Source organism: Stenotrophomonas maltophilia, assembly GCF_047497515.2.
Taxonomy (GTDB): Bacteria; Pseudomonadota; Gammaproteobacteria; order Xanthomonadales; family Xanthomonadaceae; genus Stenotrophomonas.
Window position 1 is genome coordinate 63,226 of sequence record NZ_JAXAXL020000001.1, and the last position, 19,599, is coordinate 82,824.

18 protein-coding genes and 1 tRNA gene are annotated in these 19,599 nt (G+C 66.7%); 13 read left to right on the plus strand and 6 right to left on the minus strand.

Going from position 1 to position 19,599, the window contains the following annotated elements; all coding sequences use genetic code 11:
• The first annotated feature begins 87 nt into the window (after positions 1-87).
• Positions 88-1,656, plus strand: a complete 1,569-nt coding sequence (locus ACMZPQ_RS00285; RefSeq protein ID WP_197580427.1) for a winged helix-turn-helix domain-containing protein — start codon at positions 88-90, stop codon at positions 1,654-1,656.
• Here the strand turns inward: ACMZPQ_RS00285 and ACMZPQ_RS00290 are convergent.
• A complete protein-coding gene (locus tag ACMZPQ_RS00290) occupies positions 1,625-2,689 on the minus strand; it encodes a serine hydrolase domain-containing protein (RefSeq protein ID WP_197580428.1) in 1,065 nt (354 codons plus the stop codon). The genes ACMZPQ_RS00285 and ACMZPQ_RS00290 overlap by 32 nt on opposite strands.
• 224 nt (positions 2,690-2,913) lie before the next feature.
• Entirely contained in the window at positions 2,914-3,909 is a 996-nt protein-coding gene (locus tag ACMZPQ_RS00295; RefSeq protein ID WP_197580429.1) for a tetratricopeptide repeat protein, read from the minus strand.
• 199 nt (positions 3,910-4,108) lie between these two features.
• Between ACMZPQ_RS00295 and ACMZPQ_RS00300 the strand changes: the two genes are divergently transcribed.
• Entirely contained in the window at positions 4,109-5,299 is a 1,191-nt protein-coding gene (locus tag ACMZPQ_RS00300) for a glycosyl hydrolase family 18 protein (RefSeq protein ID WP_197580430.1), read from the plus strand.
• A 97-nt stretch (positions 5,300-5,396) separates the two neighbouring features.
• On the plus strand, positions 5,397-5,789 hold the full coding sequence (locus ACMZPQ_RS00305) for a VOC family protein (protein ID WP_197580431.1): 393 nt from the start codon (positions 5,397-5,399) through the stop codon (positions 5,787-5,789).
• A 21-nt stretch (positions 5,790-5,810) separates the two neighbouring features.
• Here the strand turns inward: ACMZPQ_RS00305 and ACMZPQ_RS00310 are convergent, their stop codons facing one another.
• The 4 genes from ACMZPQ_RS00310 to ACMZPQ_RS00325 are packed head-to-tail and all read right to left on the minus strand — an operon-like array spanning position 5,811 to position 10,101.
• On the minus strand, positions 5,811-7,370 hold the full coding sequence (locus tag ACMZPQ_RS00310; protein ID WP_197580432.1) for a PepSY-associated TM helix domain-containing protein: 1,560 nt from the start codon (positions 7,368-7,370) through the stop codon (positions 5,811-5,813).
• A 10-nt stretch (positions 7,371-7,380) separates the two neighbouring features.
• Entirely contained in the window at positions 7,381-7,644 is a 264-nt protein-coding gene (locus tag ACMZPQ_RS00315) for a hypothetical protein (protein WP_197580433.1), read from the minus strand.
• The gene (locus ACMZPQ_RS00320) at positions 7,644-7,955 is read right to left on the minus strand and encodes a hypothetical protein (protein WP_197580434.1); all 312 of its coding nucleotides are present in this window, start codon (positions 7,953-7,955) and stop codon (positions 7,644-7,646) included. The genes ACMZPQ_RS00315 and ACMZPQ_RS00320 overlap by 1 nt, the downstream gene beginning before the upstream one ends.
• 7 nt (positions 7,956-7,962) lie before the next feature.
• Entirely contained in the window at positions 7,963-10,101 is a 2,139-nt protein-coding gene (locus tag ACMZPQ_RS00325; protein ID WP_197580435.1) for a TonB-dependent siderophore receptor, read from the minus strand.
• A 362-nt stretch (positions 10,102-10,463) separates the two neighbouring features.
• Between ACMZPQ_RS00325 and thrS the strand changes: the two genes are divergently transcribed.
• From thrS to ACMZPQ_RS00375, 10 genes are all read left to right on the plus strand, one after another.
• Positions 10,464-12,365, plus strand: coding sequence for a threonine--tRNA ligase (gene thrS / locus ACMZPQ_RS00330; protein ID WP_197580436.1), 1,902 nt, complete (start codon positions 10,464-10,466; stop codon positions 12,363-12,365).
• Between the two features lie 48 nt (positions 12,366-12,413).
• Complete coding sequence (gene infC / locus ACMZPQ_RS00335; protein ID WP_080104334.1) at positions 12,414-12,956, plus strand: translation initiation factor IF-3; 543 nt, start codon at positions 12,414-12,416, stop codon at positions 12,954-12,956.
• Between the two features lie 254 nt (positions 12,957-13,210).
• Positions 13,211-13,408: a 50S ribosomal protein L35 gene (rpmI, locus tag ACMZPQ_RS00340; protein WP_005410436.1), complete on the plus strand. Its 198-nt coding sequence runs from the start codon at positions 13,211-13,213 to the stop codon at positions 13,406-13,408.
• An 11-nt stretch (positions 13,409-13,419) separates the two neighbouring features.
• Positions 13,420-13,779, plus strand: a complete 360-nt coding sequence (gene rplT / locus ACMZPQ_RS00345) for a 50S ribosomal protein L20 (RefSeq protein ID WP_005410435.1) — start codon at positions 13,420-13,422, stop codon at positions 13,777-13,779.
• 194 nt (positions 13,780-13,973) lie between these two features.
• The gene (locus ACMZPQ_RS00350; RefSeq protein ID WP_197580437.1) at positions 13,974-14,969 is read left to right on the plus strand and encodes a phenylalanine--tRNA ligase subunit alpha; all 996 of its coding nucleotides are present in this window, start codon (positions 13,974-13,976) and stop codon (positions 14,967-14,969) included.
• 85 nt (positions 14,970-15,054) lie between these two features.
• Positions 15,055-17,436 carry a phenylalanine--tRNA ligase subunit beta gene (gene pheT / locus ACMZPQ_RS00355; protein ID WP_197580438.1) on the plus strand — a complete coding sequence of 794 codons (2,382 nt, stop codon included), beginning with the start codon at positions 15,055-15,057 and terminating at the stop codon, positions 17,434-17,436.
• A gap of 27 nt (positions 17,437-17,463) precedes the next feature.
• Positions 17,464-17,763, plus strand: a complete 300-nt coding sequence (locus ACMZPQ_RS00360; protein ID WP_005410432.1) for an integration host factor subunit alpha — start codon at positions 17,464-17,466, stop codon at positions 17,761-17,763.
• Positions 17,744-18,100 (plus strand): MerR family transcriptional regulator, encoded by a 357-nt coding sequence (locus ACMZPQ_RS00365; RefSeq protein ID WP_005410431.1) that lies wholly within the window; start codon positions 17,744-17,746, stop codon positions 18,098-18,100. The genes ACMZPQ_RS00360 and ACMZPQ_RS00365 overlap by 20 nt, the downstream gene beginning before the upstream one ends.
• A 68-nt stretch (positions 18,101-18,168) precedes the next feature.
• A tRNA-Pro gene (locus ACMZPQ_RS00370) sits at positions 18,169-18,245 on the plus strand.
• Positions 18,246-18,501: 256 nt separating this feature from the next.
• On the plus strand, positions 18,502-19,599 hold the full coding sequence (locus ACMZPQ_RS00375; RefSeq protein WP_414486083.1) for a DNA cytosine methyltransferase: 1,098 nt from the start codon (positions 18,502-18,504) through the stop codon (positions 19,597-19,599).

Consider the following 19,599-nt stretch of genomic DNA (forward strand, 5'->3'; position numbering starts at 1 on the left):
CTCACGCTTTCGCAAATGAAAAAGCGGGCTTCGGCCCGCTTTTTCTTTGCCCGCGATCCGGCGCCGCCGTGCCGGTATGCTTCGTTCATGGGCAACCTGCGGCTGCTGGACCTGGACATCGATCGCCCGGCGCAACGCGTCAGCCGCAACGGCGAAGCGTTGCCGGTCAGCGGCCTGAGCTGGACCCTGCTGGACGTGCTCCTCGCACATGGCACCGAGGTCGTGGATTTTGACACCCTGGCTGCGCAGGTCTGGGCGCCGGCGGTGGTCGGCGAAGACGCGGTCAGCCAGCGGGTCAAGCTGTTGCGGCAGGCACTGGGCGATGACAGCCGGCGCCCGCGCTACATCCGTTCGGTGCGGGGCCGTGGCTACCAGTTGTGCGCGCCGCCGCTGCCCGCCACCGCGCCGCCCGCGGGCTCGCGCTGGAGCCGCAGAGCCAGGTGGGGTGCAGCTGCCGTCGCAGCGCTGGCCGTGGCGCTCACACTGCTGGTGTGGACTCGGCCGACACCGCGCGGTGCCGTGCACCCGCTGCTGCAGCGCGCGGATTATTACGCAGCGATCGGCCAGGCCAGCAACAACGAGCGCGCGATCCACCTGTACCGGCAGGCCTTGCAGGCCGATCCGGACTCGGCGCCGGCGCGGCGCGGCCTGTCGCGTGCCCTCTCGGCGCAGGGCTGCCTGTTCAACGGCACGCCCAGCCAGATGAAGGAGGCGCTGGCCCTGGCCGACCAGGAGCGTCAGCGTGCACCACGCGATGCCGCCGTCCACGCGTTGTGGGGATACGCGCAGGACTGCCTGGGCGACATGCGCCAGGCGATCACCGGCTATACCCGCGCCCTTGAACTTGACCCGGGCGACGAACGCAGCCGCGCGTCGCTGGCTTACCTGCAGCAGGAGCGCGGCCAGTTGGCGACGGCGCTGCGCGAAAACCTGTCATTGAAAGCGCCCGAGCGCGTGCGCTTCCGGGACGTGCAGGTCGCGCGCGAGCTGGAGCTGCTGGGCTTCACCCAGGTGGCGGCGCAGCGCCACGCCCGCAACTTCCAGCTGTATCCGGACAACGTCTTTTCCAACATCGCATGGCCGCGCAGCCTGTACCTGGCCGGCGCGCCGCAACAGGCCCGGCAGGCGCTGGACGAGGCGCTGTCACGTGGCACGCCGCATCCGCAGCTGCTGCGGCTGCAGGGGGAGCTGGCGCTGCTGGCCGGAGATCGGTCAGCTGCGGCAGACGCCTTCGAGCGCGGCCGCCAACTGCGGCCCCAACAGTCACTCGGGCAGACCCTGGCGGCGTTGCAGGGCGCGCAACCCGTCCCGCCCGGCTGGATCGCCGAGCGCCTGCAGCAGCTTGGCGCCAGTGCGGGGGCTGGCGACGGATGGCCCGACGCGGCCATGGAGCGGGCACTGCTGCTGCAGGCCGATGCACGCGCCGACGATGCCGTGGCGGCGCTGCACCAAGCCGTTGATGAGGGCTTCCGCGATGTGGCATGGCTGCGCGTCACGCCGCTGTTTGCGCCCCTGCGCAGCGCGCCGGGCTGGCCGGCACTGCTCGATCGCCTTGATTCGGACATCGGCCGGCAGCGCGCGCAGGTGCTGGCCGCAGCGTGGCGGCCGGACGACCTGGTTGCGCTCAGCGCAGCGCCGGCAGCAGGAATTCGGTGAGGATGCGCCGCGACTGCGGATGGGCAAAGTTCCGGTTGAATGCCTGGCTGGTCACCACCGCGACCGCACGCTGTTCGGGCAGCACGAACACGTAGTTGCCACCATTCCCGGACATCGCCCACACCGTGCGCGGCGAGCCCTGCACATCCAGCTTCAGGCCCCACCACTGGTAGCCGTAATCGCTGCCATCGGCAGCGGTCGCCTGCGCCCGCACCATCGCCTGGATGTAGTCCTTCGGCACCAGCTGGCGGCCCTCCCAGCGCCCCTCATCCAGCACCAGTTGGCCGAACCGGGCCAGGTCGCGGGTGCGGTAGCGGGTGCCGCCGCCGCCCATGCCGATGCCCTCCGGCGATCGGTTCCAATGGCTTTCACTGATGCCCAGCGGGCGCTCCAGTACGCGCGCGGCGTAGTCCGCAAGGGGCTGCCCGCTGGCCTGTTCAAGCACGGCGCCGAGCACGAAGGAATTGGCCGTGCAGTAGGCGAACGCACGCCCGTGTGGACTGTCCTGCGGGCGTTGCATCCACGGTGCGAAGCCCTTCACCGGCAATCCCAGCGCAAAGTCCAGCCACTTCTCGCCCACGTACATGCGCTCCTCGTGGCCGGTCGAGAACGGGTTCTCGTCATCGCACTCCCACAGGCTGCTCATGGTCAGCAGGTCCTGCACGGTCATGCTGCGCAGCCGCGGGTCGACCGCATGGCGCGCGGTGAATGCGGGGAAGTAATCGTAGACCTGCGCCTGCACGCCCGGCAGGCGGCCTTCACCGATGGCGGCACCGACCAGCAGTGCGGTCACGCTTTTGCTGGCCGAGCGCACGTCATGCAGCGTCTGCGCGTCGGCGCCGTTGAAATAGCCTTCGTAGACGATCCTGCCATCGACCTGCAGCAGCACGCTGCGGATCTGCTTGAGGTCGTCGCTGGCAATGGCCTGCCGCAGTGCAGCCAGGCGTGCCGGGTCGGGTGGCGTGGGGTGCGCGTTGGAGGGCAGCGCGGGGGCTGTGCAGAGCAGGGCCAGGGCAAGCAGGATCGGACGCATCGTCGGGCTCCATCGAAAGGGAGCCCGATTGAGCCAGCACCGCATCTGAAGTGCTGGAAAGCCGCCTGAAGAATTCTGAAGGCCTTGTGCGACAACGCGCTGCGCCTTGCCTCGATAGGTGTCAACCTGGGTTGACACGCTCGCACCTGCAGCCGCGCCTGGGTAGGTGTCAACCTTGGTTGACACGCTGTTGGAGACATCGCCGAAGTCGAGCAAGCTCGGCGTTACCGGGCATCTTCTTCCTCTTCTTCCTCGCCCAGCCACCAGACCTGGCCCGGCTCGGGGTCACTCGGCGGATGCTCGCGCTGTTCGATGGCTTCCAGCACGCGTCCCGGTGCCGCAGCGGCCCACGTTGCCAGCAGTTTTTCCACCGCGGCACGCCCTTGCGCGGCAATGCCGAGATCGCGCGCGCGCGCCCAGCCATCCGCGCGCTCCGCGGCGTCGTCATGCTGGTGCGGCGTACCGTAGCTGCAGCGGCGGCACAGCCTGCGCACGGTCGCGGTCCAATCCTCGACCATGCTGATGCCGGGCAGCTGCATGGCTTCCAGGGCAGCGATGTCATCGGCTGAATCACACTGCACGAACACGGTGAAGGTGGCCATGTCCGATGGCTGCAGGCGCTGCATCGCATTGAACACCGGCACACTCTGCTCCCGGTAGCTGCGGTGGCCGGTCGAGGCGCCGTCATGCAGCACGATGTCACCGAAGCGGAAGCCGCTTTCCGGCAGCGGCACATTCTCGATGCGGGCGCGCACCGGATCGATGCGGCGCATGTAGACCACCTCGGCGGCGGACCACGGCGCCAGGCGCAGGCAGGCCACGCCGAAATCGCCGTCGATCGGCCCCGCGTCGCCGGGCACGGTGATGCCGCACCGGTTCCATTGCCGACGTGCCTCCACCCAGTCGCCGGCACCGGTGGCGGCGATTCCGGCATTCCACGCGGTGGCCGGGTCGAACGCATCGCGCAGCTGCTCCGAGCGCAGGTTGGCCTGCAGCGATGCCGGCCAGTCGCGCAGGTATTTGTATGCCAGCCCCTGCATGTAGTGCAGATGGGGGATGCAGGGAGTCAGTTCGACGAGCTTGCCGAACAACGTGGCTGCATCGACGAGATCGCCGTCGTCGAACGCGGCATAGGCGCGCGCTTCCAGCGACTGCAGTTTTTCAAGGGTTTCGTCGTCCAACAGTTCGCCGTCTGCGTTGTGCTCTGCGGTCATGTCCATGCGCGGGTGAAAATCCGCTGCCACGATAGCCCAGGCGGGTCGCATGTTGTCCTGCAGCGACGTGCTTTCGGCGCGGGTCGGCCAGGGATGTGGCAGATTTCAATGGCTGCCGCCTGTCCGCCGGACGACATGCCGCGACATCCGTCCCGCAGGCGCATCGGTTTGCTAACGTGGCGACGCCTTTGAACCAGGAGATCGCATGTTCCGCCAGACCTTGGCCGTCCTTGCCGTAATGATTGCCGGCGCCCTGCCCATCGCAGCGCAGGCTGCACCGGCACAACCGCCGATCTTCGGTGCGTACTACCCGGGTGGCTCGGCTGAGCGCTATCCGGTGTCGAGCATTCCGGCCGAGCGCCTGACCCACCTGTTCTACGCGTTCTCCACCCTCGAGGACGGGCGCTGCACGATCGGGGCCGAAGCACCCGGGAACTTCGCTGCGCTGGCCGAGCTGAAGAAGGCGCATCCGCACCTGCGCACGCTGATTTCCATCGGCGGCTGGGGCGCGGGCGGATTTTCCGATGCGGCGCTGAGCGAGGCCAGCCGCAAGCGCCTGGTCGATTCCTGCATGGCGCTGTTCTTCGATCGCCATGCCGGCAGCTTCGATGGCGTGGACATCGACTGGGAATTCCCGGTCAGCGGTGGGCCGAAGGAACTGGCGCACCGCCCGCAGGATCGCGCCAACCTGACCAAGCTCGCGCAGGCGTTCCGCGTCGCACTCGACGCGCGCGGGCGCAAGCAGGGTCAGCCGATGCTGCTGACCGCCGCCTTGGCCGCCGGCCGCCTGCAGACCGATGGCCCGTACGATCCGGCCGCCAGCTACGACCTGCCGGCACTGGCCAAGGTGTTCGATTTCATCAACCTGATGAGCTACGACATGGGCACCGGCTTCTCGGCGGTATCGACCTTCAATGCCCCGTTGCAGGAAGTGCAGGCCGATCCGCTGGCACCGGAACTGCGGCGCTGGAACAACGTGGCCGGCGCGGTGCAGTACTACCGCGACCATGGCGTGCCGGCCCATAAACTGGTGCTGGGCGTGCCGTTCTACGGGCGCGCATTCAAGGTCACCGGCGATGCGCCCGATGGCCTGTATCAACCCTACAGCGCACCGGCCGACGCCGGCGACTGGCGGGTGATCAAGGCGCGCTACCTGGACCAGCCCGGCTGGACGAAGCACTGGCAGGCGCAGGCGCAGAGCCCGTGGCTGTACAACCCGGAAAAGAAGATCTTCATCAGCTACGAAGACCCGCGCTCGATCGGCCTGCGTGCGCAGTTCGCCCGCGAGCAAGGCCTGGCCGGCGTGTTCATGTGGGAGCTGACGGGCGACGACGAACAGGCCAGCCTGCTCAATGCCATGCTCGGCCCCTGGCAGAAGGCACGCGTCGGCGACTGAGTTGCCCGCCGATGCCGGGCGAAGCCCGGCGCGATCGGCAACGCCATCGGCCCGGGGCCGCACAGCAAGGCAACGCCCGCAGCGTTACGCTGCGGGCATGATCCTCATCGACCGCCTCGACCATCTGGTCCTCACCGTCGCCGACATCGAACGCAGCTGTGATTTCTATCAGCGCGTGCTCGGCATGCAGGTCGTGCGTTTCGGCGCCGGCCGCACCGCGCTGCAGTTCGGCCAGCAGAAGATCAACCTGCACCCGGCCAGTGCACCACTGCAGCCGCATGCCGCGCAGCCCACGCCGGGCAGTGCCGATCTGTGCCTGGTTACGGGCGCGGCGATTGCCGAAGTGCTGGCCCATCTACGCGCGCAGGCTGTCGTGGTGGAAGAGGGGCCGGTGCCGCGCACAGGTGCATTGGGGCCGATCGAGTCGGTGTACTTCCGCGATCCCGACGGCAATCTGATCGAAGTCAGCCGTTACCCCAGCGGCGCGTGATCCGGACGCCGTACGAAGGCCTCAATTCGCCCAGACGCTATTGGGATCGCCGTTGCGGGCGCGGCGCTGGCTGGCCACTGCCAGGCGGGCGAAGCCGAAGGCCATGGCCAGGGCGATCGCATCGATCCAGAACAGGGGCCAATGGTCGTTCGCGGCCGCACGCCACAGCCAGTCGCCGCTGACCGCGCCGTGCACGATCGGCACCAGCGCAGTCACGATCGCTGCCGCCCACAGCAGTTCGCGCGCAGCCTGAGCCGGCCGGCGCAGCGCTGCCCACAGCGCACACGCCGCCCAGCTGCCGAAGCAGGCCCAGCGGATGCCGTGGTCCACCGCTGCCGGGGCCACGCGTTCAAGTACCAGCGCGGTGACGAAGGCGATCGAGATCGCAACGCACAGGCCGATGCACACGCCCACCGTGGCCCGGGCCATGTTCACCCCTGCGCGCGGCTGCTGCGGTTGCCGGCGCTTGCGCCGTGATTCGATCCACAGCAGGTTGCCCGAATAGAACAGGAACGCGCCGCCGAGGCCGAGCAGGAAGTACAGCCAGACCACCACGCCGTTGCCGAATTCGCCGAAGTGCAGCGCGTAGGCGGCGCTGAGCGTGGCGTGGTTGGCGTCGCGGTGGCCGGGCAGCTGGCTGGCCAGCACGCGGCCGCTGGCCACGTCCAGCGCGACCGAGCCGAGCGGGCCGAGGGTGCCGCTGGATTCGCCGGTGATCTCGATGATGGCGTTGGCGTCGCCGCCGTTGGCCAGCTTCAGGTAGGCCGGTTCAAAATCGGCAATACCCTGCGCCCGCGCCACTTCCAGTGCGCGGGCATGCAGCTCGCGCAGGCGGCCCGGCGCAGCCGGCACGCCACTGGCCGCGCGCACCGGCGCGGTATCCATGGCCGCCGGCACCACCTGCATGGCCTTGCCATCGAAGATGAGCGGGTTGAGCAGGGCGATCTGGATGAAGACCAGGCAGAGCAGGGCACCGGTCACCGCGAACATCAGGTGGAATGGCAGGCTGAGCACGCCGATCACGTTGTGCGCGTCCTGCCACAGCTGCTTGAGGTTGCGGCCCGGGCGCAGCGCGAACAGGTCGCCGAACAGCTTGGGCAGATGGATGACCAGGCCGCTGAGCAGTGCCATGCCGTACAGCAGGCTGACGATGCCCATCACGTAGATGCCGGCCACCGGCAGCCCCAGGCTGTAGTGCAGTTCGTTGACCAGTTCGGCCAGGCCCGCCTGCGGAGGCGTCGGGCTGCCGCCGGTCTGGCCCGGCCAGGCATAACGCCAGCCACCGTCGGCAGCCTGCCAGTAGGCCAGCGGCTGCGGGTGATCGGCGCCGGGGAACGTCATGCCGACATGGCGGCGCGCTTCCGGGTGCACGGCCAGCACGTCGTCCAGCAGATACTGCGCATCGTCCAGTCCCGCCGGCAGCACGGTGGCCGCGCCCGGCGTCTGCCACAGCGGCAGATCGTGGTGGAACAACGTCAGCGCACCGGCATAGAAGGCCACGAACAGGCCGAAGCCGGCAACCAGGCCAACCCAGGTGTGCAGGGTGGTGAACGTGCGCAGGGTCTGCGAACTGAATTTCATGCGTTCTGTCTCATTGCACCGCGCCGCTCAGGCGCAGCAGCCACAACACGGCGAAGCCGGCGCCGGCGCAGGCGCCCGGCACCAGCCAAGCACGCGCCACCGTGCGGAAACTGAAGGCCCACAGCGCCGCCAGCATCCACAGCGGGACGAAGGCGATCAGCGCCGGCACCACCGCGCTGGGCCACGGCCCCGGCGGCAGCCAGGTCAGCAGGCCGGTGGCGGCGGCCGCAAGCAGGAAGCCGGTGAAAATGCCCGACAGGGCGCGCATCCACATCAGCGCGGCTCCTTGCTCGGGGTGTCCGCGGCCGGCCGATGCCAGGCCGCCAGCGTTGGCAGCAGCATCGCGGCCAGCATCCAGGTGCACAGCATCGCCACCAGGCCGGCAGCAACGCCCAGTTCGGCCATCCACAGCCACAACGAGGCGACCGCGGCGACCAGGCCGATCTGCCGGCCCAGGCGACCGGCGCGGCGCAGCCGCGGCCAGCGGCAATGCGGCGAGGCGGCGTAGAAGGCCAGCGCGGAAAACATCGCCGACAGCACCGCCAGGCTGCAGAAACCCAGCGTCGACAGGCCCACCGTGATCATCGTCGGCTCACCACTGGTAACGCACGCTGGCCGTGACGGTGCGCGGGTAGCCGTAGTAGCACCAGACCGCGCTGTTGCAGGCCGACACGTACTTCTTGTCGGCGGCGTTGGCCGCATTGACCTGCAGGCGCCACGGGCCGCGGTCGTAGTGCACGCTGGCATCGATGAGGGTAAACGACGGCGTGTACCAGTCGTTGTAGATGTCGCCATAGATGCCGCCGTTGTAGCGGACGCCGGCACCGAAGCCGAACCCGCTCAGCGCGCCGGCGGTGAAGGTGTAGTCGGCGCCCAGCGACGCGCTTTCCTTCGGAACCAGCGCCACCCGCTTGCCTACCGAAGCGGCATCGGTGCTGCGCCGGACCTTGGCATCCAGGCGGGTGTAGCTGCCGTACACGCTCAGGCCCTGGCCGATGTTCCAGCGGCCTTCCAGCTCGGCACCGCGCACGCGGGTCTGGCCCTGCTGGATCGAGAACAGCGTGTGCTGCGGGTCGACGGTGAGCGTGTTGTCCTGCTCGATCTGGTAGGCGGCTGCGGTCAACAGCAGATGGCCGCCCTCGGGCTGGTACTTCACGCCGGCCTCGAACTGCTCGCCGGTGGTCGGCACGAACGCGCGCCCCGCGTAGTCGGTACCGATGGTGGTCTGGAACGACTGCGACCAGCTCACATACGGGCTCACGCCGTTGTCGAACAGATAGTTCACGCCGACACGGCCGGAGAACCTGTCATCGCTCTGGTGGGCGCGGCTCGCAGTGCCGATACGCTGCTCGGTATCGGTGCCGACCCAGTCCTGGCGGCCGGCCAGGGTGACCAGCCAGCGATCGATGCGGATCTGGTCCTGCAGGTACAGGCCCAGCATGCTTTGCGTCTGCACCTGGCGCGAGGTGTAGTCGGGCACCTGCACCGGCGCGCCGTACACCGGGTTGTAGGCATCGATGCCGGGTGCGCCGAACAGGAAGGCCGAAGCGTAGTCGTCGCGAGCGCGGCGATAGTCCAGCCCGGCCAGCACGGTGTGCTCGACGCGGCCGCTGTGGAAGCTGAAGGTCAGGTTGTTGTCGATGGCCACGCTTTCGGAGGTATCCAGGCGCGGGTAGTAGTAGCGCACCAGCCGCGTGCTGTCCGGCGACTCCAGGCCGAACAGGCCCAGGCTGCCGTGGCTGGCATCCACTTCGGCCCAGCTGTAGCGCGCGTTCTGGTTGAACACGGTGCCGTCGCCGAAATCGTGGCGGAATTCATACCCGAGCGAGGCGCTTTCCTTGGTGTAGTCGTTGACCCCGGGTTCGCCGCTGAAGAAGTGACGCGAGATGTAGCGCCCGTTGGCTCCGGGCACCACCGTGCCCTGGTAGGGCAGGAAGCCACCGGTCTCGACCGTGTCGTTCTTCTGGTAGCGGGCCAGTACAGTCAGCGAATTGGCCTCGTCCGGGGTCCAGGTGAGGGACGGGGCGAGGTAATAGCGGTCGTCATGGACCTGGTCGATCACGTTGTCGCTGTTGCGGGCCAGGCCAACCAGCCGGTACAGCACGCTGCCACTGTCGTTGAGCGCGCCGCCGATGTCGAACGCGGCCTGCTTCAGGCCGTAGTTGCCGACCTGAAGCTCCACTTCCTGCTGCGGGTTGGCGTGCGGCCGCTTGCTGACGAAGTTGACCAGGCCGCCCGGCGGCATTGCCCCGTAATTGACCGAGGCCGGGCCCTTCAGCACGTCGATGCGCTCCAGGCCATAGGGCTCCAGGCGCGATCCGCCGGTCCAGGTGCCTTCCACCATGGCCAGGCCATCGAGGTAGCGGGCCGGACTGAAGCCGCGGACCAGCAGCCAGTCGCTGCGGGTGTCTTCGCCGAACTGGCCGCCCTGGGCGCCGGCGGTGTACCACACCGCTTCCTCCACGCCATGGATGCCACGGTCGCGCATCTGCCGGTCGGTGATCACCGAGATCGACTGCGGGATCTCGCGCAGCGGGGTGTCGGTCTTGGTCGCGCTGCCGCTTTCGGTGGCGATCGGCGCGGTGACCTGGACGGTGTCCAGGGTGCGCGCCTCGTCGGCTGCGGCCAGTGCCGGAAACGTGCCGGACACGACAGTGGCCAGCGCAATGGCCAGGACGGACAGCGGGGCACGGAACAGGCCGGTGCGGGCCGGTATCGACTGCGTATACATGGGCGGATCCAGGGCCGGGAAAGGGCGCGCCACACGCGAGTGATAAACGCCTGCGTATGGTAATCATTGATATTTGACCCCGCCAGCGGCCTCCATTCAGCCGCGCCGGCGGGGCGGCCGCCGGCCTGGCTTGGGCTTTGCCGCGCGCTGGTTTAAGATCAACGCTGAACCCTGGACTGGAACAAGGTGGCCCGCGCCCAGCGCCGGCCGAGCGTGCGACATGAGCACTACCACCGCCCACTGTTGACCTGCCCCCGAAGGCCCTGCGTTCCAGGCGCCCTCGTGGCGCTTTTTTGTTGCCCGGGCGCCGCCCCGGGAGCGCTTTCCAGCCCGCCCCGCGGGCCCCGCACGAAGCCAATGCGATGATCAATATCACCCTTCCCGACGGCAGCCGCCGCGAGTTCGAGAACCCCGTCAGCGTCATGGACGTCGCCCAGTCGATCGGCGCCGGCCTGGCCAAGGCGACCATCGCCGGTGCCGTCGATGGCGTGCTGGTCGATGCCAGCGATGTCATCGACCACGATGCCAGCCTGCGCATCATCACCGCCAAGGACGAGGAGGGCGTGGAGATCATCCGCCACTCCTGCGCGCACCTGGTCGGCCACGCCGTCAAGCAGCTGTACCCGGACGTCAAGATGGTCATCGGCCCGGTGATCGCCGAGGGCTTCTATTACGACATCTACTCCGAGCGCCCGTTCACCCCGGACGACATGGCCGCGATCGAGAAGCGCATGGGTGAGCTGATCGCCCAGGACTACGACGTCATCAAGAAGGTGACGCCGCGCGCCGAAGTGATCGAGATCTTCAAGGCCCGTGGCGAGGACTACAAGCTGCGCCTGATCGAGGACATGTCCGACGACATCCAGGCGATGGGCATGTACTACCACCAGGAATACGTGGACATGTGCCGCGGCCCGCACGTGCCGAACACGCGCTTCCTGAAGGCTTTCAAGCTGACCCGCATTTCCGGCGCCTACTGGCGTGGCGACGCGCAGAACGAGCAGCTGCAGCGCATCTACGGCACCGCCTGGGCCGACAAGAAGCAGCTCGAGGCGTACATCAAGCGCATCGAAGAAGCCGAAATGCGCGACCACCGCCGCATCGGCAAGCAGCAGGACCTGTTCCACCTGCAGGAAGAGGCGCCGGGCCTGGTGTTCTGGCACCCCAAGGGCTGGGCGCTGTGGCAGGTGGTCGAGCAGTACATGCGCAAGGTCTACCGCAAGACCGGCTACGGCGAAGTGCGCTGCCCGCAGATCCTGGACGTCAGCCTGTGGCAGAAATCCGGCCACTGGGACAACTACCAGGACGCGATGTTCTTCACCGAATCGGAGAAGCGCACCTACGCGCTCAAGCCGATGAACTGCCCGGGCCACGTGCAGGTGTTCAACCAGGGCCTGCACAGCTACCGCGACCTGCCGATCCGCTACGGCGAGTTCGGTGCCTGCCACCGCAACGAGCCGTCCGGCGCGCTGCACGGCATCCTGCGCGTGCGTGGTTTCACCCAGGACGACGGCCACGTGTTCTGCACCGAAAACCAGGTCGAGGCGGAAGTCACCGCGTTCCACCAGCAGGCACTGGCGGTCTACCAGCACTTCGGCTTCGATGAGATCCAGGTCAAGATCGCCCTGCGCCCGGAATCGCGCCTGGGCGACGACGCCACCTGGGACAAGGCCGAAGGCGCACTGCGCTCGGCACTGTCCAGCAATGGGGTGGAGTGGCAGGAGCTGCCGGGCGAGGGCGCCTTCTATGGCCCGAAGATCGAGTACCACCTGAAGGACGCCATCGGCCGTACCTGGCAGCTGGGCACCATGCAGGTCGACTTCATGATGCCGGGCCGCCTGGGTGCCGAGTACGTGGACGAGAACAGCCAGAAGAAGCACCCGGTCATGCTGCACCGGGCCATCGTCGGCTCGATGGAGCGCTTCCTGGGCATCCTGATCGAGCACCACGCCGGCCAGTTCCCGGCCTGGCTGGCGCCGACCCAGGTGGTGGTGGCCAACATCACCGACGCCCAGGCTGAATACGTCTCGGGCGTGACCAAAACCCTTGCGGAGCAAGGCTTCCGCGTCAGCTCGGATTTGCGTAACGAGAAGATCGGCTATAAAATCCGCGAGCATACGTTGCAGCGCGTGCCGTACCTGCTGGTCATTGGTGACCGCGAGAAGGAAAACGGCGCTGTGGCGGTGCGTACGCGTTCTGGCGAAGACCTGGGCAGCATGAGCCTGCAGGCCTTCATCGAGCGGCTCCACGCCGAGGGCGCGTAAGCAAAGGTCCGGTCCGGGCGCACAGGCACCCGGACCGGTTCGATACCCTTGGGAGAACGTAATATCAGCACCCCTGACAACAAACAGAACCGCAAGAATCAGGAAATCCGTGTGCCGCGCGTCCGCGTGATCGGCAGTGACGGAGAAATGATCGGCGTGTTGTCGCGCGACGAAGCGCTGTCCATGGCCGAAGATGAAGGCCTGGACCTGGTCGAAATCCAGCCGCAGGCCGATCCGCCGGTCTGCAAGATCATGGACTTCGGCAAGTTCAAGTTCGAAGCGCAGAAGAAGGCCAGCGAGGCCAAGAAGAAGACCAAGCAGGTCGAGATCAAGGAAGTGAAGTTCCGTCCGGTCACGGACGAGGGCGACTACCAGATCAAGCTGCGCAAGATGCGCGGTTTCCTTGAGGAAGGCGACAAGATCAAGGTCAACATCCGCTTCCGTGGCCGTGAAATGAGCCACCAGGAACTGGGTCGCGAGATGGCCAACCGGATCGAGGCCGATCTGGGCGAGGACATCGTCATCGAATCCCGTCCGCGCCTGGAAGGGCGCCAGATGGTCATGATGATCGCGCCGAAGAAGAAGACCTGAGGCTGCAAGGGCTGCCTTGCGGGGCGCCTGGCTGAATGGTTCAGGGTAAGGGGGCGCCGCGGGCGTCCCTTTGCTTTTGTGGTACAGCGTCAGGGGGTTGAAAGGGCTGGCGGCAGGGCGGTTTTGCCTGTATCATGCCCGGCTCGACCCACCCAGGACGGGTCGTACGCCGATCATGGCAGGACGGAAAGAGCGGCCCAGGCCGCCGCCAGATCAGTCAGAAACCAGGGTCATATCCCATCAAGGACATTGCAATGCCCAAGATCAAGACCAACCGGGCAGCGGCCAAGCGTTTCCGCAAGACCGCCTCGGGCAAGTACAAGTGCGGCCACGCCAACCGTAGCCACATCCTCACGAAGAAAGCGACCAAGCGTAAGCGTAATCTGCGTCAGACGGGCCATGTCCGTGCAGAAGACGCAGGCCGTCTGGACCGCATGCTCCCTTACCTCTGAGGAACTGAAAAATGGCACGAGTTAAGCGTGGCGTACAGGCGCGTCGCCGCCACAAGAAAATCCTGGATCTCGCCAAGGGCTATTACAACGCCCGTCGCAAGGTCTTCCGCGTCGCCAAGCAGGCCGTCATCAAGGCACAGCAGTACGCCTACATCGGCCGTAAGCAGAAGAAGCGCAACTTCCGTTCGCTGTGGATCACCCGTATCAATGCGGCTGCCCGCATCAACGGCCTGAGCTACAGCCGCTTCATGAACGGCCTGCTGAAGGCCGGCATCACCCTGGACCGCAAGGTCCTGGCTGACATCGCCGTGCACGACGCAGCCGGTTTTGCCGCGCTGGCCGAAAAGGCCAAGGGCGCGCTGGCGGCATAAGTCCTTCCCGATGCCGTTTCCGTTCCGCGTGAACGGTGTCAGGTAGAGGCAATGCATGGGGAAGGGCGCAAGTCCTTCCCCATTCTTTTTTGGGTCCCGGCGTGGCCACAGCGGCAGCGCGGGGACCGGCGGTGGCGACAGGGGTCGGCCCTTCGCGCATCGCGATGGCAGATCGACTGGAGTTCCGGCCCCCCATGAGCGACATCCAATCCCTCACCACCCAGGCGCTGGCCGATGTGGCCGCCGCACAGAGCCCCGACGTGCTGGAACAGCTGCGCGTGGCCCTGCTTGGCAAGAGTGGCAGCATCACCTCGCAGCTCAAGCAGCTCGGCGCCCTGCCGGCCGACGAGCGCAAGGCCGCCGGTGAAGCGATCAACCAAGCCCGCGATGCGCTGACCCGCGCGCTGGGCGAGCGCAAGGCGCTGCTGGACGACGCGGCACTGGATGCGCGCCTGGCGGCCGAAGCCATCGACATCACCCTGCCGGGCCGCAATGGCGAGCGCGCCGGCCTGCACCCGATCACCCGCACCCTGGAGCGCATCACCGGCATCTTCGGCCGCTTGGGCTACGAGCTGTCGGAAGGGCCGGAGATCGAGGATGACTGGCACAACTTCGAAGCGCTGAACTTCCCGCCGCACCATCCGGCGCGTGCGATGCATGACACCTTCTACTTCGGCGACGGCCGCCTGCTGCGCACGCATACCTCCGGTGTGCAGGTGCGCTACATGGGCGACCACGCGCCGCCGCTGCGCATGATCGCCGCCGGCAAGGTGTACCGCAGTGACAGCGACCAGACCCACTCGCCGATGTTCCACCAGGTCGAAGGCCTGCTGGTGGACGAGCATTCGACCTTCGCCGACCTGAAGGGCACGCTGGCCGAGTTCGTCCGTGCCTTCTTCGAGCGCGATTTCGAAATGCGCTTCCGTCCCAGCTACTTCCCGTTCGTCGAGCCGGGCGCGGAAGTGGACATCGCCTGGCAGCAGCCCGATGGCAGCACCCGCTGGCTGGAAGTGCTCGGCTGCGGCATGGTCCATCCGAACGTGCTGCGCAACGTCGGCATCGATCCGGAGCGCTACACCGGCTTCGCCTTCGGCATGGGCGTGGAGCGCTTCGCGATGCTGCGCTACGGCGTCAACGACCTGCGCGCGTTCTTCGAGAACGACGTGCGCTTCCTGAAACAGTTCGCGTAAGCGCCGGTCCGTAGCGTCGAGCTTGCTCGACGGCTCTTAAATTCGCAGGCCCAGGCGCATGCGCCGGGCCCACCAGGATGACACCATGAAATTCTCCGAAAACTGGCTGCGCAGCCACGTCCCGACCTCCGCCACGCGCGATGAACTGAGCGCAGTGCTGACCGCCATCGGCCTGGAAGTGGAAGAGGTGACCGCGCTGGGCGAAGGTCTCGATCACGTGGTCGTGGCGCGCATCGTCGAGGCCGTCCGCCATCCGGAAGCCGATCGCCTGCAGGTGTGCAAGGTCGATGCCGGGCAGGGCGAGCTGCTGCAGATCGTCTGCGGCGCGCCGAACGCGCGCCCGGGCCTGGTCGCGCCGCTGGCAATGGTCGGCGCGCAGATCGGCGAACTGAAGATCAAGCCGGCCAAGCTGCGCGGCGTCGAGTCGAACGGCATGCTGTGCTCGGCCAAGGAACTGGGCCTGGACAACGATGCGTCCGGCCTGCTGGAACTGCCCGATGACGCCCCGGTCGGCCAGGCGCTGGTGGACTACCTGGGCCTGCCGGACGCCAGCATCGAGATCAAGCTGACCCCGAACCGCGCCGACTGCTTCAGCCTGCGTGGCATCGCCTACGACGTCGCCGCGGCCACCCGCAGCGAAGTGCTGGATTTCGCCGCCGATGCCATTGCCGCGGTCGGCAGCCGTGAGCTGTCGATCCAGCTGGACGCAGGCGCCGAGGCGCCGCGTTACCTGGGACGTGTCATCGAAGGTGTCAACGCTGCGGCCAAGACCCCGCTGTGGATGGCCGAGCGCCTGCGCCGCAGCGGCGTGCGCCCGGTCTCGCTGCTGGTCGACATCACCCAGTACGTGATGCTGGAGCTGGGCCAGCCGATGCACGCCTACGACCTCGGCACCCTGCAGGGCAGCATCGCGGTGCGCCGTTCGCGTGCCGGCGAGAGCCTGAAGCTGCTGGATGGCCGCGATGCCGCGCTGGACGACAGCTTCCTGGTGGTCACCGATGCCGACCGTGCGGTCGGCCTGGCTGGCCTGATGGGCGGCTTCGACACCCGCGTCACCGACACGACCACCGCCGTGTTCCTGGAGGCCGCGCACTTCGCACCGGCCGCGATCATGGGCCGCGGCCGCAAGCTGGGCCTGCACACCGATGCCGGCCACCGCTTCGAGCGTGGCGTCGATCCGGCACTGCCGCGCACCGCCATCGAATACGCCACCCGCCTGGTGCTGGACCTGGCCGGCGGCACCCCGGCACCGGTCACCGAGGCCGTGCGTGAGGCCGATCTGCCGCAGCCGGCAACCATCGTGCTGCGCCGCGCGCGCATCACCCGCGTGCTCGGCATCACCATCGAAGACGCCGAAGTCGAGCGCATCCTGCGCGCGCTGGGCATGGACGTGAGCGCGACGGCCGACGGTTGGCAGGTGGCCGCGCCAAGCCGCCGCTTCGACGTTGCCATTGAAGAAGACCTGATTGAAGAGCTGGCCCGTATCCACGGTTACGAGCAGATCCCGACCACGCTGCCGGGCGGTGCCTCGCGCGTCGCGATGCCGAGCGAGACCCAGCTGGATGCACTGAGCGTGCGTCGCCAGCTGGTCGCCCGTGACCAGCAGGAAACCGTCAACTTTGCCTTCGTCGACGATGTGCTGCTGACCCAGTGGCAGCTGCGCGACGGCCTGGTGCCGCTGGCCAACCCGCTGTCGGCGGAGCTGGCGGTGATGCGCCCGTCGCTGCTGCCGGGCCTGGTCGCCACGCTGGGCCGCAACGCCGCGCGCCAGCTGAGCCGCGTGCGCCTGTTCGAGATCGGCCGCGTGTTCACCCAGCAGGTCGGCGACGGCCAACCGGCACCGTTGGAAACCCCGCGCGTGGCCGCTGCGGTCTGCGGTGATGCGCAGGCGGTGCAGTGGGGCCTGCCGGCCCGCAAGGTCGATTTCCATGACCTGAAGGGCGACCTGGAGTCGCTGGCCGCCGCCAGCGGTGCGCAGCTGGAGTTCCGCCCGTCGGCGCGTGCCTATGGCCACCCGGTGCGTTCGGCCGAGGTGTTCCGCGATGGCGTGGCCATCGGCTGGATCGGCCAGATCCACCCGCGCCTGGCCCGGGCAATGGAGATCGAGGCCGACGTCTACGCCTTCGAGCTGGATCTGGAACCGCTGACCGCCCGCCGCCTGCCGCGTGCCGGCGAGCTGTCCCGTTACCCGGCGGTGCGCCGTGACCTGGCGTTCCTGGTGCCTGAACAGGTGGCTTGGGCCGATCTGGCCGCCACCGTCCGCCAGGCCGCCGGCCCGCTGCTGCGTGACCTGAACTTGTTCGATCGCTATGTCGGCCAGGGCGTCGAGCCGGGATTCAAGAGTCTCGCTATGGGCTTGATTTTGCAGGACAAGTCGCGCACTCTGACGGACCGCGACGTGGATGCGGTGGTGGCCGAGGCGGTCACTGCCATCGAGCGTGAACACCACGCCCGGATCCGCGGCTGAGCGGGCAGCACTCGGGGGTAGCAGGCAATGGCATTGACCAAGGCGGAGATGGCGGAAAAGCTGTTCGACGAAGTCGGTCTGAACAAGCGGGAAGCCAAGGAATTCGTCGACGCGTTTTTCGATGTGCTGCGTGAAGCATTGGAACAGGGACGTCAGGTGAAGCTGTCGGGCTTTGGCAATTTCGACCTGCGGCGCAAGAACCAGCGCCCGGGCCGCAACCCCAAGACCGGCGAGGAAATTCCGATTTCCGCCCGTACGGTGGTGACCTTCCGTCCGGGCCAGAAGCTCAAGGAGCGGGTGGAAGCTTATGCTGGATCCGGGCAGTAACCGCGAACTACCGCCGATACCGGCCAAGCGCTACTTCACCATTGGTGAGGTCAGCGAGCTGTGCGACGTCAAGCCGCACGTCCTGCGCTACTGGGAAACCGAGTTTCCCAGCCTTGAACCGGCCAAGCGCCGAGGCAATCGCCGCTACTACCAGCGCCACGACGTGCTGATGGTGCGGCAGATCCGCAGCCTGCTGTACGAACAGGGCTACACCATCGGCGGTGCACGCCTGCGACTGGACGGTCCCGATGCCCGCGAGGAATCGGCGCTGAGCAACCAGATCATCAAGCAGGTGCGCATGGAGCTGGAAGAAGTGCTGCAGTTGCTGCGCCGCTGATCCCATTTCCCTCGTAATCCGCTATACTTCACGGCCCGCCGCACTGGCGGGCACATCGCAGCATCAGTCGGGGCGTAGCGCAGCCTGGTAGCGCATCTGCCTGGGGGGCAGAGGGTCGTCGGTTCGAATCCGGCCGTCCCGACCAATTTTGGTAATAAGATCAAAGGCTTGCACTTCGTCGTGCGAGCCTTTTTCTTTCTGCACCCTATCTCCACCTTATCTCCACCCTATGCACGCCATACCAGCTGCGCGGGCGGGTGTTAGGAGGTTGTCAAAGCGTGGGAGCCGTCGTCGATCGACTTGATAAGGTGGGCGACTTATAATCTGCGCAAAGAAACCACAGGAAGGCGGCCTTGGCCCAGCAAATCGACAATTCCGACTCGTTGCGCCAGAAGTTCTCAGTGATTGATCTGTTCGCCGGCGTAGGTGGAATGAGCCTCGGGGCTGCTCGTGCGGGCTTCGACATCGCCGCTGCGGCGGAACTAGATCCGATCGCAATTGCTACGCACACTGTGAACTTCCCAAAGGCAAATCACCTAAATTGGGATGTCAGTAAGGTTACTGGCGACGAACTTTTGAAGGCGGCAAAGCTGGATGGTCGGCGTTTGGACGGATTGATAGGAGGTCCGCCGTGTCAGGGATTCAGTGACATGGGAAAGCGCGACCCGCAGGATCCGAGGAACAACCTGTTCTCTGATTTCTTCAGACTCGTTAGCGAAATTAGGCCTCGATTCTTCCTCGCAGAGAACGTTCCAGGAATACTCGCAGATAGAAACAGGTCAGTCGTAGAGGCCGCACTTCGACTTATCCCAGCCGACTACATTGTCTTGCCTATTCGCCAGGTCGCAGCAAGTGACATGGGGGCTCCAACTAGCCGCCCACGAGTTTTCTTCTTTGGTTACGACCCGGGATCTGTTGGCCACATCTCGGCGGATGAGCTATTCAAGGTCGAGCGCGAGGCGGTGACCGTGGGTGCCGCCTTGGCTGGTCTGCCTCAAGTGCGCAGCAGCTGGCAGTCCGCAGAGCAGGGTTGGAGAGTCGTAAAGGGTCTAGATCAGTCAGATCCGTTCTACGCTCGACTTGTAGGGCACATCCCAGCAGGGGTAGGCTGTGCGGAGTCGATCGCATGTCTCCGCGACAAAAAACTAGTTTCGGGGAATTTGGGAACGATCCATAGCCCCGAGGTTACTGCGCGCTTTAGCTTGGTTCCCCAAGGTGGCACTGACAAGATTTCCCGAGCCCCTAGGCTCAAAGCCGATGGTCTGTGCCCGACATTGCGCGCGGGAACTGCGTCTGATCGGGGAAGCTTTCAAGCTGTGCGCCCGATCCATCACAGGCATGCTCGAGTGATCTCACCCCGCGAGGCTGCACGTCTCCAGGGGTTCCCCGATTGGTTTCAGTTTCATCCAACCAAATGGCACTCGTTCCGACAGATAGGAAACAGCGTTAGTCCACTCTTGGCGGAAGCGATCCTTAAGCGTGTGCGTTCGCTAATGTAG

What these genes read in the sequence shown, in the direction of transcription:
- pheT (WP_197580438.1), top strand. Translation starts at nt 15,055, where the DNA reads ATGAAATTCTCCGAAAACTGGCTGCGCAGCCACGTCCCGACCTCCGCC.
- thrS (WP_197580436.1), top strand. Translation starts at nt 10,464, where the DNA reads ATGATCAATATCACCCTTCCCGACGGCAGCCGCCGCGAGTTCGAGAAC.
- ACMZPQ_RS00350 (WP_197580437.1), top strand. Translation starts at nt 13,974, where the DNA reads ATGAGCGACATCCAATCCCTCACCACCCAGGCGCTGGCCGATGTGGCC.
- ACMZPQ_RS00285 (WP_197580427.1), top strand. Translation starts at nt 88, where the DNA reads ATGGGCAACCTGCGGCTGCTGGACCTGGACATCGATCGCCCGGCGCAA.
- ACMZPQ_RS00365 (WP_005410431.1), top strand. Translation starts at nt 17,744, where the DNA reads ATGCTGGATCCGGGCAGTAACCGCGAACTACCGCCGATACCGGCCAAG.
- ACMZPQ_RS00310 (WP_197580432.1), bottom strand. Translation starts at nt 7,370, where the DNA reads ATGAAATTCAGTTCGCAGACCCTGCGCACGTTCACCACCCTGCACACC.
- ACMZPQ_RS00305 (WP_197580431.1), top strand. Translation starts at nt 5,397, where the DNA reads ATGATCCTCATCGACCGCCTCGACCATCTGGTCCTCACCGTCGCCGAC.
- ACMZPQ_RS00290 (WP_197580428.1), bottom strand. Translation starts at nt 2,689, where the DNA reads ATGCGTCCGATCCTGCTTGCCCTGGCCCTGCTCTGCACAGCCCCCGCG.
- rplT (WP_005410435.1), top strand. Translation starts at nt 13,420, where the DNA reads ATGGCACGAGTTAAGCGTGGCGTACAGGCGCGTCGCCGCCACAAGAAA.
- ACMZPQ_RS00325 (WP_197580435.1), bottom strand. Translation starts at nt 10,101, where the DNA reads ATGTATACGCAGTCGATACCGGCCCGCACCGGCCTGTTCCGTGCCCCG.
- ACMZPQ_RS00300 (WP_197580430.1), top strand. Translation starts at nt 4,109, where the DNA reads ATGTTCCGCCAGACCTTGGCCGTCCTTGCCGTAATGATTGCCGGCGCC.
- ACMZPQ_RS00295 (WP_197580429.1), bottom strand. Translation starts at nt 3,909, where the DNA reads ATGGACATGACCGCAGAGCACAACGCAGACGGCGAACTGTTGGACGAC.
- ACMZPQ_RS00315 (WP_197580433.1), bottom strand. Translation starts at nt 7,644, where the DNA reads ATGTGGATGCGCGCCCTGTCGGGCATTTTCACCGGCTTCCTGCTTGCG.
- ACMZPQ_RS00360 (WP_005410432.1), top strand. Translation starts at nt 17,464, where the DNA reads ATGGCATTGACCAAGGCGGAGATGGCGGAAAAGCTGTTCGACGAAGTC.
- ACMZPQ_RS00320 (WP_197580434.1), bottom strand. Translation starts at nt 7,955, where the DNA reads ATGATCACGGTGGGCCTGTCGACGCTGGGTTTCTGCAGCCTGGCGGTG.
- rpmI (WP_005410436.1), top strand. Translation starts at nt 13,211, where the DNA reads ATGCCCAAGATCAAGACCAACCGGGCAGCGGCCAAGCGTTTCCGCAAG.